Below are 15,640 nucleotides of genomic sequence, written 5' to 3' on the forward strand. Positions count from 1 at the left end.
ACGGTCAGATCAGGGTGCCAATCCAGACGCCAAGCGCCACCAGAAAACCTCCGAAACCGGCGTAAAGCAAAGCCTGCCAGCGGGTCGGGCGGGTCGGCCGATGCGGATCTGTCTTTCGGTCGGACAGGGCGGCCTCGACCATCTCTGGCAGGCGCGGCCCGACACGCGACAGGACGCCAAGTGTCTTGGACAGGTCGTTCAGAACCGCGCGGGGGCCGACGTTCTGCTTGATGTAATCCTCGACCACCGGCTGCGCCACGCGCCAGATGTTCATGTGCGGATCAAGCGAGCGCGCGACGCCCTCGACCACGACCATCGTCCGCTGCAGCAGGATCAGTTCGGTCCGCGTTTCCATGCCGAACCGCTCGGTCACTTCGAACAGGTGGTTCAGAAGTCGCCCCATCGACATGCGCGACGCGTCTAGGTCGAAGATGGGTTCCCCCACGGACCGCAGCGCGCGGGCGAAGGCGTCGACATCTTGGTCGGCGGGCACGTAGCCCGCTTCGAAATGGACCTCTGCGACCCGCCGGTAATCCTTGCGGATGAACCCGAACAAAATCTCGGCGTAGACCCGGCGGGTGTACTCGTCGATCGAGCCCATGATCCCGAAATCGAGCGCGATGAGATCGCCGTTCGGCGCGACCTTCAGGTTGCCCTGATGCATGTCGCCGTGAAAATAGCCGTCCCGCAGCGCGTGGCGCAGGAACAGCTGCAGCACCCGCTCGGCCAGTGCGCGGCGGTCGTGTCCTGCGGCATCGATCGCGTCGAGGTCGTTCAGCGCGATGCCCTCGGCCCAGCCCAGCGCCATCGCGCGGCGGCCGGACAGGAACCATTCCACCTGCGGCACCCGGAAACCTTCGTCGCCGGCGGTGTTCGCGGCGTATTCGGCCGCGGCCGAGGTCTCCATGCGCAGGTCAAGCTCGCCCAGAACGACGCCTTCGAAATGCTCGATCACGTCGCGCGGGCGCAGCCGACGCGACGCCGGCGACAGAAGCTCGATCATGTCGGCGGCGAAATAGAAGGCGTCGACATCCTTGCGGAACGCGCGTTCGATCCCGGGCCGCAGCACCTTCACCGCGACTTCGCGCCCGTCATCGGCCAGCCGGGCGCGGTGCACCTGTGCGATCGATGCAGCGGCGACAGGCTGGGAAAACTCGGAAAAGATCTCTTCGATGGGATGCTGAAGCTCTGCCTCGATCGTCCTTTTGGCGATGGCCACGGGAAAGGGCGGCAGCTTGTCCTGCAGCACCTGCAGCTGCTTCGCGAGATCGGCGCCGACCACGTCGGGCCGGGTCGACAGGATCTGACCGAACTTGATGTAGGCGGGACCCAGCGCGGTCAGCGCGCGGGTGACCGGCGGCATGGCCGGATCGCCGCTGTAGCCAAGCCATTTGAACGGCCAGCCAAGAATACGCGCCGCGGCCCGCAGCATGGGCGGCGCATCCATCGCGTCCAGCACCACGCCCATCGCGCCGGTGCGCTCCATCGTTGCGCCGGTCCGGATCAGCCGCCAAATGTTGTGAGGTCCGCGCAAGGCTTAGATCTTCCAGCCGGAATGCAGCGCGGCGACGCCCATCGTCAGGTTGCGATATTTAACCTGACCGAAACCCGCATCCCGGATCATGGCGGCAAAGGTTTCCTGGTCGGGGAACTTGCGGATCGATTCGACAAGATACTGATAGCTGTCGCGATCGTTCGCGATGATCTGGCCCATGCGCGGGATCACGTTGAACGAATACAGGTCGTACAGTTTCTGCATGCCCGGGTTGGGAAGCTGCGAGAATTCCAGAACCATCAGCCGTCCGCCGGGCTTCAAAACGCGATAGGCCTCGGCCAGCGCATCCTGCGGCCGGGTCACGTTCCGGATGCCGAAGCTGATCGTATAGACGTCGAAGCTGTTCGACTCGAACGGCAGTGCCATCGCGTCACCGACGACCCAGTCCAGACGGTCGGCCATCTTCTCGGCTTCGGCGCGGGTGCGACCGGCGGTCAGCATCCCCTCGGTCAGGTCGCAGACCACGGCGCTTGCCCCAGGGGCGCGGCCAAGGAACCGGAACGCGATGTCGCCGGTGCCGCCCGCAACGTCCAGCAGGCGCTGGCCGTCGCGCGGCGCCAGCCAGTCCATCATCGCGTCTTTCCACGCGCGGTGGATGCCGACCGACATGACGTCGTTCATCACGTCGTACTTCGACGCGACCGACGTGAACACGCCGTGCACACGCCCGGCCTTTTCCTCTTCGGGAATGGTCTGGTTGCCGAAATGCGTCGTCTTTTCCGTCATCTCATCCGCTCGGTTTGCCCTGTCACGTTCCGATATAGCCCATCGCGGCGGGACACAAATGCCGATGAGGTCGCAGGTGGGTTCGGATCAGACGGGAACGAAGGTTTCGGTCTTGGGGTCGTAGCAAAGCAACTCGCCATTCGCGATGTCGTTCCAGACGCCGTGCAGCGACAGCTTCTCGGACTCGACGGCCTCGACCACGAAGGGGAAGGTCATCAGGTTCTCAAGGCTGGTCAGGATCGCCTGCTGTTCCAATGCGCGCAGCCGTTCGGTGCGGTCATCGATATCCTTCACCTTCTCGTAACCCGGGCGCAGGATGTCCATCCAGCGGCCGACGAAGGAGGATTCCTTTTCCAGTTCCGGCGCCTCGCCCGAGCACATGTCGTGGCAGCCTTGGACGCCACCGCAGCTGGAATGGCCCATGATCACGATGTTCGCGACCTTCAGCGCGGTCACCGCGTATTCCAGCGCCGCAGACGTGCCGTGCTGCTGGCCGTCGGGTTTGTGCGGCGGCACGAGGTTGGCGATGTTGCGGTGAATGAAGAATTCGCCCTGATCCGCTTCGAAGATCGCGGTGACGTGGACGCGGCTGTCGCAGCACGAGATGATCATCGCGCGCGGCCGCTGACCTTCCTCTGCAAGGCGGCGGTACCACGCCTTGTTTTCGGAATATGTCGTGGCCTTCCACCCTTGATAGCGGGTGGCCAGATAGGCTGGCAGGGGCTTTGCCTCTTTCATCGCATTCTCCGCAGCTGGCGTTCACTGTCGTCCTAGGCTGCATTTTCACGAAATTCGAGCGGGAATTCAAAACCGGATCAACGAAATCTTGAGTCGCATCATGCAGAAAGCCGGTGGGTGAGCGGGCATTCCACCGGGGTAGAAGGCAATGCGGGTAAGCAAACTGCGACCGGCCGAGGTCGTGGGGCTGGAATTCGAGAGGCTTTAACGGTTCTGGCGCAGGCTTGGGCCAGAGCATGGAGAAATCGCGCTGGGCATCGCGATGGAGGATCTTGCCCTGCTGCTGCAAGAGGCCCGCGTGGCGTGGGAGATGGGTGATCGGCGCGCGTTGCGGATGCGCGCACTGGCGTTGCAGGGCACGGCGGATCGGCTTGGCATGCCGCAGGTCCGGACCGTCGCGGGCGACGTGATCGCGCTGTGCTCTGCCGGGGACGAGGCCGCGCTTGCCGCGATCGTCGAGCGGCTTCAGCGGCTTGGCGAAGGCTCGCTTTGCGCGGTTTGGGATGCGCAGGTGCCGGTGGTCTGAAGGGGGCTTGTCGCCACAGGCGGAACGGCTAGGGTCTGGGCGATCCATGAAATGAAGGTCCGCCCCTATGTCTCTCCGCTTCGCTTCCGACAGCCCCGACGCCATCCCCCTGCACGTCGTCCCCAAGGACGACGTCGAGGGCTGGACCGCGGCGCAGCCCGAACGGGTGCGCCAGTGGGCGCAGGCGAATGGCTTCGACGGGTCGCTGGGCAAGGTTCTGGTGATCCCGGCAGAGGATGGCGGGATCGACGCCGCTGCGGTGGGCTTCGGAACGGCGGCTGACCGTGCGCGGGGCCGGTTCGCCCTGGCGCGGGCGCAGGCGGTTTTGCCGGACGCCACCTATCGTCTGGTGACCGAACTGGAACCGGGCCACCGGGACGAGAACGCGCTGGGCTGGCTGCTGTCGCGCTATCGCTTCGGCCGCTATCGGGCGACTGCCCCGGAAGGCGCGGCGCTGGTTGCGCCGGACGGCGTCGATGCGGATCGGCTAGAGGCCATCGCCGGCGGCGAGGCCCTGACGCGCGACCTGATCAACACGCCCGCCGCCGACATGGGGCCCGATGCGCTGGAAGAAGCGGCGCGCGACCTTGCGTCGGACATCGGTGCGGAAATTCAGGTGACCACGGGCGGCGCGCTGCTGGACGACAATTTCCCGATGATCCACGCGGTCGGCCGCGCCGCCGCCTCTGCGCCGCGCCTGATCGACATGCGCTGGGGGACCGAGGGGCCGACGGTGACGCTGGTGGGCAAGGGTGTCTGTTTCGACACCGGCGGGTTGAACATCAAGCCCGGCGCGTCGATGGGGCTGATGAAAAAGGACATGGGCGGCGCGGCGACGGTGCTGGGTCTGGCCAGTATGATCGCCACTCTGAAACTGCCGGTGCAGTTGCGGGTGCTTGTTCCGGCGGTCGAGAACAACATCGCCGGCAACGCCTTCCGTCCGCAGGACATCCTGACCTCGCGCAAGGGTCTGACGGTCGAGATCAACAACACCGACGCCGAAGGACGGCTGGTGCTGGCCGATGCGCTGGCGCTGGCGGACGAGACGCCGTCGGATCTGCTGATCTCGATGGCGACCCTGACCGGCGCGGCGCGCGTGGCGGTCGGCCCCGACATCGCGCCGTTCTACGCCACGGACCCCGCGCTGGCCGCGGCGATCCGGGCGGCGGGCAACGCCATCGCGGACCCGGTGTGGGAGATGCCGTATCACCAGCCTTACGAAGAGATGATCGAGCCGGGCATCGCCGATCTGGACAACGCGCCGAAGGGTGGCTTTGCCGGGTCGATCACCGCCGCGCTATTCCTGCGCCGGTTCGTCACCGAAACACCGCGATACGCGCATTTCGACATCTACGGCTGGCAGCCGTCGCCTGCCCCCGCTCGGCCGAAGGGCGGCGTCGGGCAGGGCGCGCGCGCGATCCTTCAGGCGCTGCCCGGGGTGCTGGGCCTGTGACCGACCGCCGCCTGCTTGCGTCCAACGGCCGCGTCGCTGCGGCGCATCTGCAAGGGCAGGTCGAGGCCGACGCTTTCGTCGAGGGCACGCCCGCGCGCATCGCGGTGGCCACGTCCGACCTGTGGCGCAGCCCCGGCGGGCGGCGCGACCGGCAGCTTCTGCTAGGCGACGCGGTGACGGTCTACGAGCGGTATCAGGGCTTCGCCTTCGTGCAGGCCGGCAAGGATGGCTATGTCGGCTATGTGGCCGAGGGCGACCTTGGACCGGCGGGCGCGGCGCCGACGCACTGGGTCGCGGTGCCCGGTTCGCAGGCCTACCCCGAGCCGGACATGAAGGTGCCGCAGGTGATGGACCTGCCGTTCGGGGCGCAGGTCTGCGTCGTCACCCACCAGCCGAAGTTCTTCGAGACGGCGGACGGTCACTATATCCCCAAGCCGCATCTCTGGCCGATCGACAAACGCTTTGCCGACCCGGTGACGGCGGCGCAGCTGATGTTCGGCGCGCCCTACCTGTGGGGCGGCAACACGGCGCGCGGGATCGACTGTTCGGGCCTTGTGCAGGGGGCGTTGCTGGCCGCGGGGATCGCCGCGCCCGCCGACAGCGACCAGCAGGAAGCTCTTGGCAATGAGATCCCGGAAGGTGCGCCGCTGCAAAGGGGCGATCTGCTGTTCTGGAAAGGGCACGTCGCGATCATGGTCGACGCGGATGTCATGCTGCACGCGAACGCGCATCACATGGCCGTGGCCTATGAACCGCTGGACAAGGCAATCCGCCGGATCGAGGCGCAGGGCGACGGGCCGGTGACCCATCGCAGGCGTCTGGGATAGCGCGCAAACGCCCGCGGGCGGCTTTGCACGGACCTTGATCTTCTGAACGCCGCCGACCGGACGCGACGCATCCGGGGCGGGATGCGTCTGATAACCAAACTTTTTTGGGGGGTCGAAGCGAGCGGGACGTTCCCGGAGCCGGTGGTGTGGGGGCTATGAACCTGCCCCGCGATCGTTCCCGCTCGCGACAACTTTGTTATCGCGTGGCATGTCGGCAGCGGAATGGTGCGAGGGTGCCCGTCGCAGGGTCTTTTTGCGGCGGGAAGTGGGCGCCCGTACCCGCAGGTTGTAAACGGACTTCGGGGAAGGGCATCGAAACGCTTGATTTAAGCGGGCCGTGCCCTCAATCTGTTCTGTATGACGATCCAGACGCCGACCCCGTTTCCCGCGTCACGCCGGATTCCGGAACAGGTTTCGTTCGACCGCAAAGAGCTTGGCATGATCCTCGGGCTGTATGGCCGGATGGTCGCCGCCGGTGAATGGCGGGACTACGGGATCTCCGCCCTTCGTGACTGTGCCGTGTTCTCGGTTTTCCGACGCACAGCGGAACGCCCCATGTACCGTATCGAAAAGCATCCGCGCCTGCGCCTGAAACAGGGGCAGTATTCGGTGATCGGGATGGACGGGCAGATTCTCAAGCGCGGGCATGACCTGAAGACGGTCCTGCGCGTGCTAGAGCGCAAGCTGATCCGTGTGGTGGAATGATCCGGCGGGCGGTCATGCGAACCGCCCCTGACAGAACCATCCCGCCGACAGAGCGCCGCCGTGGGCATAGTACATCCACAGCCGTTCCCCCGTGTCCGCCGTAACCTGCCAGTAGTCGCGGACCCCGGTCCGCCATTCCGGTTCGTCCAGCCACCATTCCGGTGCGATCCGCTCTGGCCCTGAAACCGCGGTGGCCTGCAGGCTTCGCCCGCGCCAGCGGAAGTCGGCAGGGGGGCGCGGCGTGTCCGGCGCGCTGACGGGCTCGGGCCGCCACATGACCAGCGGACGCGGCGTCGGCGGCAGTGGCCAGTTCTTCGCCGGTTCGGACCACGCGGCGGCAACCCGGTGCGAAGTCTTTTCGGGAATATGGCTGTCGGCGGGGTGCGCGCGGCTGATCCGTTCCAATCCGATCCGCGCACCAAGCCGCCCGATCAGGTCGTCCAGCCGCATGTCAGAGTTCAGCCGCGCGACCGCCTCGGCGGCCGCGTCCATGTGGCCGCGGTGCTGGCGGGCGTGGACGGGCTCGGTCACATGCGCCTCGATCCGGATGCAGTCGATGCCGTAGCCCGCGTCGATCTCGTCCAGCTTCAGGATGAGCAGCGGGCGGATGCGGTCGGGGCTGGCCGAGGGCCGCGCCATGCCGATCTCGATGGTCTGCATCGTGTTGTCGGCGCGAAACAGCTGCAGCCGCAGCCGCCGCGCGCCGCGTCCCTTCTCGACCAGCCGTTTTTCCAGCTCTGGCAGCAGGCGGTCGATCGCGGCCATCACGTCCTCGTCCAGCCCGATCGGGTCGGGCAGGGTCAGCCGGACGGCAAAGCTGAACATGGGGCGGGCGGGGGACACGGATTCGGGGGTGTGCCCCATCGCCTGATCCAGCCGCAGCACCAGCGGCTGCCCGAACCGCCGCGCCAGCGAGGCGCGGGGCACGCCGATCAGGTCGCCGATGGTGCGCAGGCCCAGCTTCGACAGGCTTGCTGCGGTGTCCGGGTCGACCCGCAGCGCGGCAACCGGCAGCGTTGCCAGCGCGGTGCGGGTCTGGCCCTCTGCCGCGATGCGGCCGCCGCGCGCCTCGACCCCGTGGCGGGGCGGAGGCGGGCCGCCGCGTTCCCAGTTGCGCCGCTTGGCCGCGCGGGCGCGGGTGGCCGGAGCCTCTTGGTCGATGGCGTCGCCCGACCGCACCGCGCCCGGCGCCCGCCCGGCATAGCGCGCCAGCGCCCAGGCCGCGCCCACCGTGTCGGCGATACCGGACTGCACCGTCAGCCCAAGGTCGGAACAGTCCAGCTCTGCCTGACTGACCAGTTCGGCCTCACCCCCGAACAGATGGGCGCAGCCGGTCAGGTCGATGATCAGCCCCTCGGGCGGCTCTTCGGCCACCCACGGAGAGAACTTGCCAGCCCACCGCCGCAACGCCGACAGGAAGGCGGCGTCGGCATGGGTGTTCGCCAGCCGGGTGATCAGGCCGGGGCACATCGCCTGCGCGTCGCGCAGCGGCTGACCCGCGCGCAGCCCCTCGGCCGAGGCGCGCGCCGACAGCGACACCAGCACCTGCGCGTTGTTGCGGTCGCCCACCACGGCGAAGGGCGCGTCAAGATAACTTGCCCCCGCGCGCAGAAAACGCTCGGCGGCAAGCCGGGGAAACCACAGCGACAGGATACGGCGGATCGGCATGGCGGGCAGCGCATATGTTCTTGATATGTTCTCACCATACGCCGAGTCGCCCCGCAGAGTCGAGCCGCCGCGAACAGGCGGGGACCGCACGGCTGTTCACGGGTATTTTATGACAAGATTGATTGCGGCGTCACGAAAGCCCTTTAGGCTGCATTGCAGCAAGCCATTGGAGAGCCAGTCATCATGAAGACCTCAATTCGCATCGTCGGCGCCGCCGCCGTCCTTTCCCTGACCGCGGCAATTGCCCATTCCGCCGTCGAAAACGAGGCCGTCAAGGCGCGCATGGACTCGATGTCGACCATCGGCATGAGCCTGAAGACGCTGGGCGACATGGCAAAAGGCACGACCGACTTCGATGCCGCTGCCGCCAACGCCGCCATCGATGCGGTTGCCGCAGAGGCCGCGACGATCCCCACCCTGTTCGAACCGCAGGAAACCGACCCGGAGTCCGAAGCCCTTCCGGCGATCTGGGAAAACTGGGACGATTTCACCGCCAAGGCCGGCGATCTGGAAACCGCGGCGACCAATGCCTCTGGCTCGATCGCCTCGGTCGAGGACATCGGCGCCGCGATGCAGGCGATCGGCCCGACCTGCATGGCGTGCCACCGCGAATATCGCGAGTAATCTTGTGTCCCGGCGGCGGGCACATGCCTGCCGCCGGTGATCCCTGCGTTTAGCCGCAGGTGACCGTCAGGATCCGTCCCTCGGGGTCGAGGTTAAAGTTGATCCGTGCCGGGTTGTGATCCATCGTTACCATGCCGTTGTACGGCACCACCCGCATCGGCGTGACGAACACGATGTCCTGCAACACCGAGGCCGGTTCGCCGATATAGGACCGATACTGCCCGGTTCCGCAGGCATCGGGTTCCACTGGCGCGGGCGGCCGGGGCGCCGGCGGTTCGAACACCCGATCGCAGCCGGCGATGGCCGTGCAGCACGCGCAAATCATTACCAGTCTCATCATCTCGTCACCTCGCGGCAAAGGTTGCAAACCACGCGACATTCGCTAAGGGTTTCGGCCAAGTTTAACTCTTGGAGACCGCCGATGAAAACCCGCGCAGCTGTCGCCGTCGCCGCAGGCAAACCGCTCGAAATCATGGACGTCAACCTTGATGGTCCGAAGGCCGGTGAGGTTCTCATCGAAATCAAGGCCACGGGCATCTGTCACACCGACGAATTCACCCTGTCGGGGGCCGACCCCGAGGGCCTGTTCCCTGCGATCCTCGGCCACGAAGGCGCCGGCGTCGTTGTCGAGGTCGGCCCGGGCGTCACCTCGCTGAAGCCGGGCGACCACGTGATCCCGCTGTACACGCCGGAATGCCGCGAGTGCTATTCCTGCACGTCGGGCAAGACCAACCTTTGCACCTCGATCCGCTCGACCCAAGGGCAAGGCCTGATGCCGGACGGAACCTCGCGTTTCACCACGCTCGATGGCGACCCGATCCTGCACTACATGGGCTGCTCGACCTTCTCGAACCACACCGTCCTGCCCGAGATCGCTGTGGCGAAGGTGCGCGAGGACGCGCCGTTCGAAAAGATCTGCTACATCGGCTGCGGCGTGACCACCGGCATCGGCGCGGTGATCAACACGGCGAAGGTCGAAATCGGGTCCACCGCAGTGGTCTTCGGCCTTGGCGGCATCGGCCTGAACGTGATCCAGGGTCTGCGTCTGGCAGGCGCAGACATGATCATCGGCGTCGACCTGAACCCGGCGAAGAAGGAAATGGCCGAACGGTTCGGCATGACCCACTTCGTGAACCCGAAGGAGATCGGCGAGGATATCGTTCCCTACATCGTGAACCTCACGAAACGCCGGGGCGACCTGATCGGCGGCGCCGACTACACCTTCGACTGCACCGGCAACACCACCGTGATGCGGCAGGCGCTGGAATGCGCGCACCGCGGCTGGGGTGAATCGATCGTCATCGGCGTGGCGGCGGCCGGGGCCGAAATCTCGACCCGCCCGTTCCAGCTGGTGACTGGCCGCGTCTGGAAGGGCACCGCGTTCGGCGGCGCCAAAGGCCGCACCGATGTGCCGAAAATCGTCGACTGGTACATGGACGGCAAGATCGAGATCGACCCGATGATCACCCACACTATGCCGCTGGATGACATCAACAAGGGGTTCGACCTGATGCACGCCGGGGAATCGATCCGGTCGGTCGTGCTTTATTAAGTCCGGGGCGGTGCGGTTGAAACCGCACCCTACGGCGATGAGCGACGTTGTCGAAATACGCCCTTTCGCGGCCGCCGACGCGGCCGCGGTCTGGAACATCCTCCGCCCGATCTTTCGGGCGGGGGACACCTACGCGGTGGACCCCGACATATCCGAGCCTGACGCGCTGGCGTACTGGACCGCGAACCACTGCTTCGTGGCCGAGGCTGGGGGTGAGGTCCTTGGGACCTATTACCTGAAAACCAACCAGCCGGGCGGCGGTGCGCATGTCTGCAACTGCGGCTTCGCCACGTCTCCGTCCGCGCGCGGACGGGGCATCGCCCGGGCGATGCTGACCCATTCGTTGGACCGGGCGGTCGCGCTTGGCTATCGCGCGATGCAGTTCAACTTCGTCCTCGCCAGCAACACCCGCGCCGTCGACACTTGGCAGCGCGCGGGCTTCGACGTGGTCGGTCGCCTGCCAAAGGCGTTCCTGCATCCCGAACAGGGCTATGTCGACGCTCTGGTCATGTTCAGGGATTTGACCGGCTAGGGGGCGCTGCCCCCCGCGCGCTGCGCGCGCTTCCCCCCGAGGTATTTCGAAAGAGAAGAAGAGGCGGGATCCCTTCTGCTTCTTCTGTCCAGAAATATCCCGGGGAGCGCGAGGGGCTGGCCCCTCGCTTCGACAGGCGCCGCAGGCGGGGCCTAAAGCGGGTATTCCGCCAAAGGGTCGTGGATCGCGCCGTCCGGAGTCAGGATCGACTGGAACAGGGTGAAGGTCGAAACCTCGAATGGCGGGCAGGGGAAGTTCTGCCAGCGTTCGAGGAAATTGCGCAGCTTTTCCAGTTCGCCCGGTTCCAGCCGGTCGGGCAGGCGCGCGAGCGTCACGTGGGGGCGATAGCGTTCGCGGCGCAGTTCGATCCCGGCAAGCCGGGCGGCGCCACGGACCTTTTCGTGCAGCGCGGTCAGCGCCGGTTGCGTCTCGATTCCTGCCCAGACCACCCGGGGCGCGCGGCTTCCGAAGGTGCCGAGGCCGCGCAGCTGGACCTCGAACGGAAGCGCGCGGATCGAGGACAGGTCGTCGTGCAGCTGTTCCAGCAGGTCCTGCGGCTGTTCGTCCAGGAAGGCCAGCGTCAGGTGCAGCGTGTCCGGGTCCAGCAGGCGCCCGGTGGGGATGCGTTCCTGAAGGTCCTCGAGGACGTCGCGAACGATCTCTGGAAGGTCGATGGCGACGAAGGCCCGCATCAGTCCTCTCCTGCCGCCCAGTCGGCCGACTGCATCTCGCGCAGGCGGCTGGCGGTCCGTTCGAATTCGAAGACGCCTTCGCCCTCGATGTAAAGCTGTTCCGGCGTATCGGCGGCGCTGGCGATCAGGCGCACCTTCGCTTCGTAGAGCGCGTCGATCAGCGTAACGAACCGCTTTGCCTCGTTGAAATTCGAGCGGCCAAGGCGCGGGATGTCTTCCAGGATCAGCACGCGCACCGCTTCGGCCACCGCGAGATAGTCCGCGGGTCCGAGCATCCGGCCGCAAAGTTCCCAGAACTCGGCCCGCGCGACGCCGTTGGCATAGCCGGGCAGCACGACCTGCCGCCCTTTGACCGTCAGCGTCAGCGGTTCCCATTCGCCGCCGGTGAGATCCTGCCACAGGCGGTCGATCTCGGCGCGTGCCTTGGCGTTCGCGGGGTGGAAGTAGACCGGCGATCCCGACAGGCGATCCTGCCGATAGTCGTTCGGCGACTGAAGGTGGTGGACTTCCATCCGCTGTTTGATCAGGTCGATGAAAGGCAGGAACAGTGCCCGGTTCAGGCCGTCCTTGTACAGGTCGTCCGGCACGCGGTTCGACGTCGTCACGACGACGGTGCCACGGGCGAACAGGATCTCGAACAGCCGCCCCACGATCATCGCGTCGGCGATGTCGGTGATCTGCATCTCGTCGAAGCACAAAAGCCGCGCCTCGTCCGCGACCTTCTCGGCCACCGGGCGCAGCGCGTCCTCGACCCCGGTGCTGCGGGCTTCGTGAATGCCCGACTGGATTTCCTGCATGAAAGCGTGGAAGTGGACCCGCCGTTTCGCCTGGATCGGGACCGAGTTGAAGAACAGGTCCATCACCATCGATTTGCCGCGTCCGACGCCGCCCCACAGGTACAGGCCCTTCGGCGGTTCGGGCGGCTTCGAGAACAGGCCGCGCAGCCCTTTCCGGGGCGCTGGTGCCGTGGCGAAATGCGCGCGGATACGTTCAAGCACGGGCAGAACGGCGTGTTGCGCCGGATCTGCCTTGATGTCACCCGCCTGCACACGGGCGTCGTATATGTCGATCAGGTTCTCGCCCATTGCGCACCCATAGACCGCGGTGAAGCATAAGGAAAGATGATGCGCCGGAGCACGAATTACGATTTGACGCCCCCGTGAAATGGGCGGAGTTTCGCGCGACCCGACAAAGGCCTGCCCCATGAGTACCACCCGCACCCCGCTTTTGACCCCGATCCTAATCGGCGGCTGTATCATCATCATCGTCAACTTCGCGATCCGGGCGAGTTTCGGGGTGTTCCAGATCCCCGTGGCCGAAGAGTTCGGCTGGATGCGGGCGGATTTCTCGATGGCGATCGCGATCCAGAACCTTGCATGGGGCTTTGGTCAGCCGCTGTTCGCCGCCTTCGCCGAACGGTTCGGCGACAGGCGCGCGCTGCTGCTGGGGGCTGTGATGTACGCGGCGGGGCTTGTGCTGTCGTCGCTGGCCGTCACCCCGGCGCAGCATTGGGGGCTGGAGGTTCTTGTGGGCTTCGGGATCGCCGGTACGGGCTTTGGCGTGCTGCTGGCCGTGGTGGGGCGCGCCGCCAGTCCCGAGAACCGGTCCATGTCGCTGGCGATCGTTACCGCGGCGGGCTCCGCCGGGCAGGTGGTGGGCGCGCCGGTGGCAGAGTGGCTGATGACCTTCATGCCGTGGCAATCGGTCTTCGTCGTTTTCGCCGCCGCGATCATCGCCGTCATGGTGTGCCTGCCGATGATGCGTGCCCCGGTGGCATCGACCGGAGCATCGACAACGGACGAAACGCTGGGTCAGATCCTGGGCCGGGCCCTGCGCGATCCAAGCTATGTCCTGATCTTCCTTGGCTTCTTCTCCTGCGGCTATCAGCTTGGCTTCATCACGGCGCATTTCCCCGCGATGATCACCGAGATGTGCGCCGCGATCGACCCGTCCGGCGTTCTGGCCTCGGTCGGGGTCGCGTCGACCTCGGCGCTGGGCGCGGTCGCGATCTCGGTCATCGGTCTGGCGAATATCGTGGGCACGCTGACTGCGGGGTGGCTGGGCAACCGGTTCCCCAAGAAGTACCTGCTGGCGATGGTCTACGCGGGCCGCACCGTTGCGGCGGGCCTGTTCATCCTGCTGCCGATCACCCCGGTTACGGTGATCGTTTTCTCTGTGGTGATGGGCGCGCTTTGGCTGGCGACGGTGCCGCTGACCAGCGGTTTGGTCGCGCAGATCTATGGGCTGCGCTACATGGGCACCCTGTACGGGATCGTGTTTCTCAGCCACCAGATCGGGTCGTTCCTTGGCGTTTGGCTGGGGGGGCGGATGTACGACGCCTATGGCGACTATACCGCCGTCTGGTGGATCGGTGTCGGCATCGGGGCGTTCAGCGCCATCGTGCACCTGCCCGTGAAGGAAGAGCCTCTTGCCCTGCGCAAACCGGCGCTGGCCGCCTGATCAGGCGGTCCAGGCGTCGAGGATGTAGCGGCTGGTCATAAGGTCCAGGTGCGCGCCCCCGCCGTTCTTGAACACGGTGATCTCGTCGTCGGCCCCCCGCGCGAAACGGCCCGAGCCGAGGTCGTAGTAATCCGCGACGATGTCTTCCGGGGTGATCACCCCGTCGGCCAATGGGGCCTTTAGTTCGCCAATATGGCCCAGCGTGGTGTCGCGGCTGTCGACGAAGATCCGCCCGCGCTGCATCACCGCGTCGTCGGCCTCGCGCATGTCGGGGCGATAGGCGCCGATCAGGTCGATGTGCTGGCCGGGGCGCAGCCAGTCGCCCTTCAGAAGCGGTTCGGTGGACATCGTGGCGCAAGTCACGATGTCGGCCTGGGCAACGGCGGCGGGAAGGTCCGTGACCGCCTGCGTGTCGGGGTAGTCCGCCGCGAGGGCTTCGGCCCCCGCAGGGCTTCGGTTCCAGACGATAAAGCGCGCGTCGGGGAAGCCTGCGCCATAGGCCTCGCGCAGGCTGCGGCCCACCGTGCCCGCGCCGACGATCAGGATCGTCCGGCTGTCCGGACGGGCGAGTTTCAGCGCGCCCAGCAGGCTGTCGCCCGCCGTCTTCCACTTGGTCACAAGGTGGAAGTCGATAATCGCCTGCAGCAGGCCGTCGGTGTCCGCGTACAGCGACACGCCACCGTTTACCGTGCCCAGCCCCGCCGCCTTGTTGCCCGGAAAGATCGTGGCGGATTTCACCGCGATCCCCAGCCCGCTGATCCACGCGCTGCGGCTTAGCAGGGTGTCATCGCCGCGATAAAGGAACGTGTCGTCCAGCGTGGCCTTCGGCAGGGCGTGACCGGCGACAAGGGCCTCGGTCAGGGCGTGCCAGCTCATGCGGGCCTCTGCCTCGGCGAAGGGGATGACGGGAACCGTCATGCCGCCGCTTCTTCCGGGGTCAGAAGGCCTTCGGCCACCAGCCGGTCGGCGAAACCCTGCGGTTCCTCGAACAGGTGGACCTGCCAGCCCCGGGCGCGGGCGGCGTCGATGTTCTCGGGCCGGTCGTCGGCGAACAACAGTGCCTCGGGCGCGAGGCCGGTGCCGGCCTCGACATGGGCGTAGATCTCGGGCTCGGGCTTGATGGTGCGCAATTCACCCGAGATGAAGCGGCGGTCGAATTCGGTCAGCACGGGATAGGCGGCATCGGCCAGCGCCAGCGTCGGGATGCCGAAGTTCGATAAGGCGAAGGTCGGGATGCCCTTGGCCCGCAGCGCGCGCAGCAGCACGGCGCTGTGCGGGATATCGGGCTGCGCCATCTCGATCCAGTTGTCGTACCACGCGCGGATGTTGTCGGCGTGCGCCGGGTATTGCGCGGCGGTCTCGGCGACAAGGTCGGCCAGATGCTCGCCCCGGTCGGACCGCAGGTTCATCTCTTCCAGCGGAACCTCGGCGAACAGCTTTTCGCGCGCCTCGCGGCCGATCCGGGCATCGTACCATGCCTCGGGATTCCACTTGATCAGCACGTTTCCGAAATCGAAAACGACCGCTTCGATGCCTGCCATGACGCCCTCCGTGTTCACGCGTCCAAGTGGTAGCGGGCGGC

At 66.5% G+C, this 15,640-nt stretch carries 17 protein-coding genes; 8 read left to right on the forward strand and 9 right to left on the reverse strand.

The window, feature by feature from the left end; translation table 11 throughout:
• Positions 1–4: 4 nt before the first annotated feature.
• The 3 genes from ubiB to P1K30_RS08105 form a co-directional block, all read right to left on the reverse strand.
• Complete coding sequence (ubiB, locus tag P1K30_RS08095; protein ID WP_275632186.1) at positions 5–1,534, reverse strand: 2-polyprenylphenol 6-hydroxylase; 1,530 nt, start codon at positions 1,532–1,534, stop codon at positions 5–7.
• 3 nt (positions 1,535–1,537) lie between these two features.
• The gene (ubiE, locus tag P1K30_RS08100) at positions 1,538–2,281 is read right to left on the reverse strand and encodes a bifunctional demethylmenaquinone methyltransferase/2-methoxy-6-polyprenyl-1,4-benzoquinol methylase UbiE (RefSeq protein ID WP_275632187.1); all 744 of its coding nucleotides are present in this window, start codon (positions 2,279–2,281) and stop codon (positions 1,538–1,540) included.
• 87 nt (positions 2,282–2,368) lie between these two features.
• Positions 2,369–3,019, reverse strand: coding sequence for a carbonic anhydrase (locus P1K30_RS08105; protein ID WP_275632188.1), 651 nt, complete (start codon positions 3,017–3,019; stop codon positions 2,369–2,371).
• 262 nt (positions 3,020–3,281) lie between these two features.
• Between P1K30_RS08105 and P1K30_RS08110 the strand changes: the two genes are divergently transcribed.
• From P1K30_RS08110 to P1K30_RS08125, 4 genes are all read left to right on the forward strand, one after another.
• Positions 3,282–3,545 (forward strand): hypothetical protein, encoded by a 264-nt coding sequence (locus tag P1K30_RS08110; RefSeq protein WP_275632189.1) that lies wholly within the window; start codon positions 3,282–3,284, stop codon positions 3,543–3,545.
• 67 nt (positions 3,546–3,612) lie between these two features.
• Entirely contained in the window at positions 3,613–4,998 is a 1,386-nt protein-coding gene (locus P1K30_RS08115; protein ID WP_275632190.1) for a leucyl aminopeptidase family protein, read from the forward strand.
• On the forward strand, positions 4,995–5,825 hold the full coding sequence (locus P1K30_RS08120; protein ID WP_275632191.1) for a C40 family peptidase: 831 nt from the start codon (positions 4,995–4,997) through the stop codon (positions 5,823–5,825). The genes P1K30_RS08115 and P1K30_RS08120 overlap by 4 nt, the downstream gene beginning before the upstream one ends.
• Positions 5,826–6,182: 357 nt before the next feature.
• The gene (locus P1K30_RS08125; RefSeq protein ID WP_275632192.1) at positions 6,183–6,530 is read left to right on the forward strand and encodes a DUF2794 domain-containing protein; all 348 of its coding nucleotides are present in this window, start codon (positions 6,183–6,185) and stop codon (positions 6,528–6,530) included.
• Between the two features lie 12 nt (positions 6,531–6,542).
• Here P1K30_RS08125 and P1K30_RS08130 read toward each other — a convergent pair whose 3' ends face one another.
• Positions 6,543–8,198 (reverse strand): Y-family DNA polymerase, encoded by a 1,656-nt coding sequence (locus tag P1K30_RS08130; RefSeq protein ID WP_275632193.1) that lies wholly within the window; start codon positions 8,196–8,198, stop codon positions 6,543–6,545.
• 183 nt (positions 8,199–8,381) lie between these two features.
• On the opposite strand from P1K30_RS08130, the gene P1K30_RS08135 reads away from it, so the two are divergent.
• Complete coding sequence (locus P1K30_RS08135; RefSeq protein WP_275632194.1) at positions 8,382–8,822, forward strand: c-type cytochrome; 441 nt, start codon at positions 8,382–8,384, stop codon at positions 8,820–8,822.
• 49 nt (positions 8,823–8,871) lie between these two features.
• On the opposite strand, the gene P1K30_RS08140 is transcribed toward P1K30_RS08135, so the two are convergent.
• A complete protein-coding gene (locus P1K30_RS08140) occupies positions 8,872–9,162 on the reverse strand; it encodes an I78 family peptidase inhibitor (protein WP_275632195.1) in 291 nt (96 codons plus the stop codon).
• 81 nt (positions 9,163–9,243) lie between these two features.
• Between P1K30_RS08140 and P1K30_RS08145 the strand changes: the two genes are divergently transcribed.
• Positions 9,244–10,374, forward strand: a complete 1,131-nt coding sequence (locus tag P1K30_RS08145; protein ID WP_275632196.1) for an S-(hydroxymethyl)glutathione dehydrogenase/class III alcohol dehydrogenase — start codon at positions 9,244–9,246, stop codon at positions 10,372–10,374.
• Between the two features lie 37 nt (positions 10,375–10,411).
• A complete protein-coding gene (locus P1K30_RS08150; protein WP_275632197.1) occupies positions 10,412–10,906 on the forward strand; it encodes a GNAT family N-acetyltransferase in 495 nt (164 codons plus the stop codon).
• 152 nt (positions 10,907–11,058) lie between these two features.
• On the opposite strand, the gene thpR is transcribed toward P1K30_RS08150, so the two are convergent.
• Both thpR and zapE read right to left on the reverse strand, forming a co-directional pair.
• On the reverse strand, positions 11,059–11,598 hold the full coding sequence (thpR, locus tag P1K30_RS08155; RefSeq protein WP_275632198.1) for an RNA 2',3'-cyclic phosphodiesterase: 540 nt from the start codon (positions 11,596–11,598) through the stop codon (positions 11,059–11,061).
• Positions 11,598–12,683 carry a cell division protein ZapE gene (zapE, locus tag P1K30_RS08160; protein WP_275632199.1) on the reverse strand — a complete coding sequence of 362 codons (1,086 nt, stop codon included), beginning with the start codon at positions 12,681–12,683 and terminating at the stop codon, positions 11,598–11,600. The genes thpR and zapE overlap by 1 nt, the downstream gene beginning before the upstream one ends.
• Positions 12,684–12,801: 118 nt before the next feature.
• Here zapE and P1K30_RS08165 point away from each other — a divergent pair, with 118 nt between their 5' ends.
• On the forward strand, positions 12,802–14,058 hold the full coding sequence (locus P1K30_RS08165; RefSeq protein ID WP_275632200.1) for an MFS transporter: 1,257 nt from the start codon (positions 12,802–12,804) through the stop codon (positions 14,056–14,058).
• Here P1K30_RS08165 and P1K30_RS08170 read toward each other — a convergent pair whose 3' ends face one another.
• Positions 14,059–14,976, reverse strand: a complete 918-nt coding sequence (locus P1K30_RS08170) for an ornithine cyclodeaminase family protein (protein WP_275632201.1) — start codon at positions 14,974–14,976, stop codon at positions 14,059–14,061. It lies immediately after the preceding gene.
• Positions 14,973–15,599 (reverse strand): HAD family hydrolase, encoded by a 627-nt coding sequence (locus P1K30_RS08175; protein ID WP_275632202.1) that lies wholly within the window; start codon positions 15,597–15,599, stop codon positions 14,973–14,975. Before P1K30_RS08175 ends, P1K30_RS08170 begins: the two co-directional genes overlap by 4 nt.
• Positions 15,600–15,640: the final 41 nt, after the last annotated feature.

The organism is Psychromarinibacter halotolerans, assembly GCF_029168315.1.
In the GTDB taxonomy this organism is placed as follows: Bacteria; Pseudomonadota; Alphaproteobacteria; order Rhodobacterales; family Rhodobacteraceae; genus Psychromarinibacter; species Psychromarinibacter halotolerans.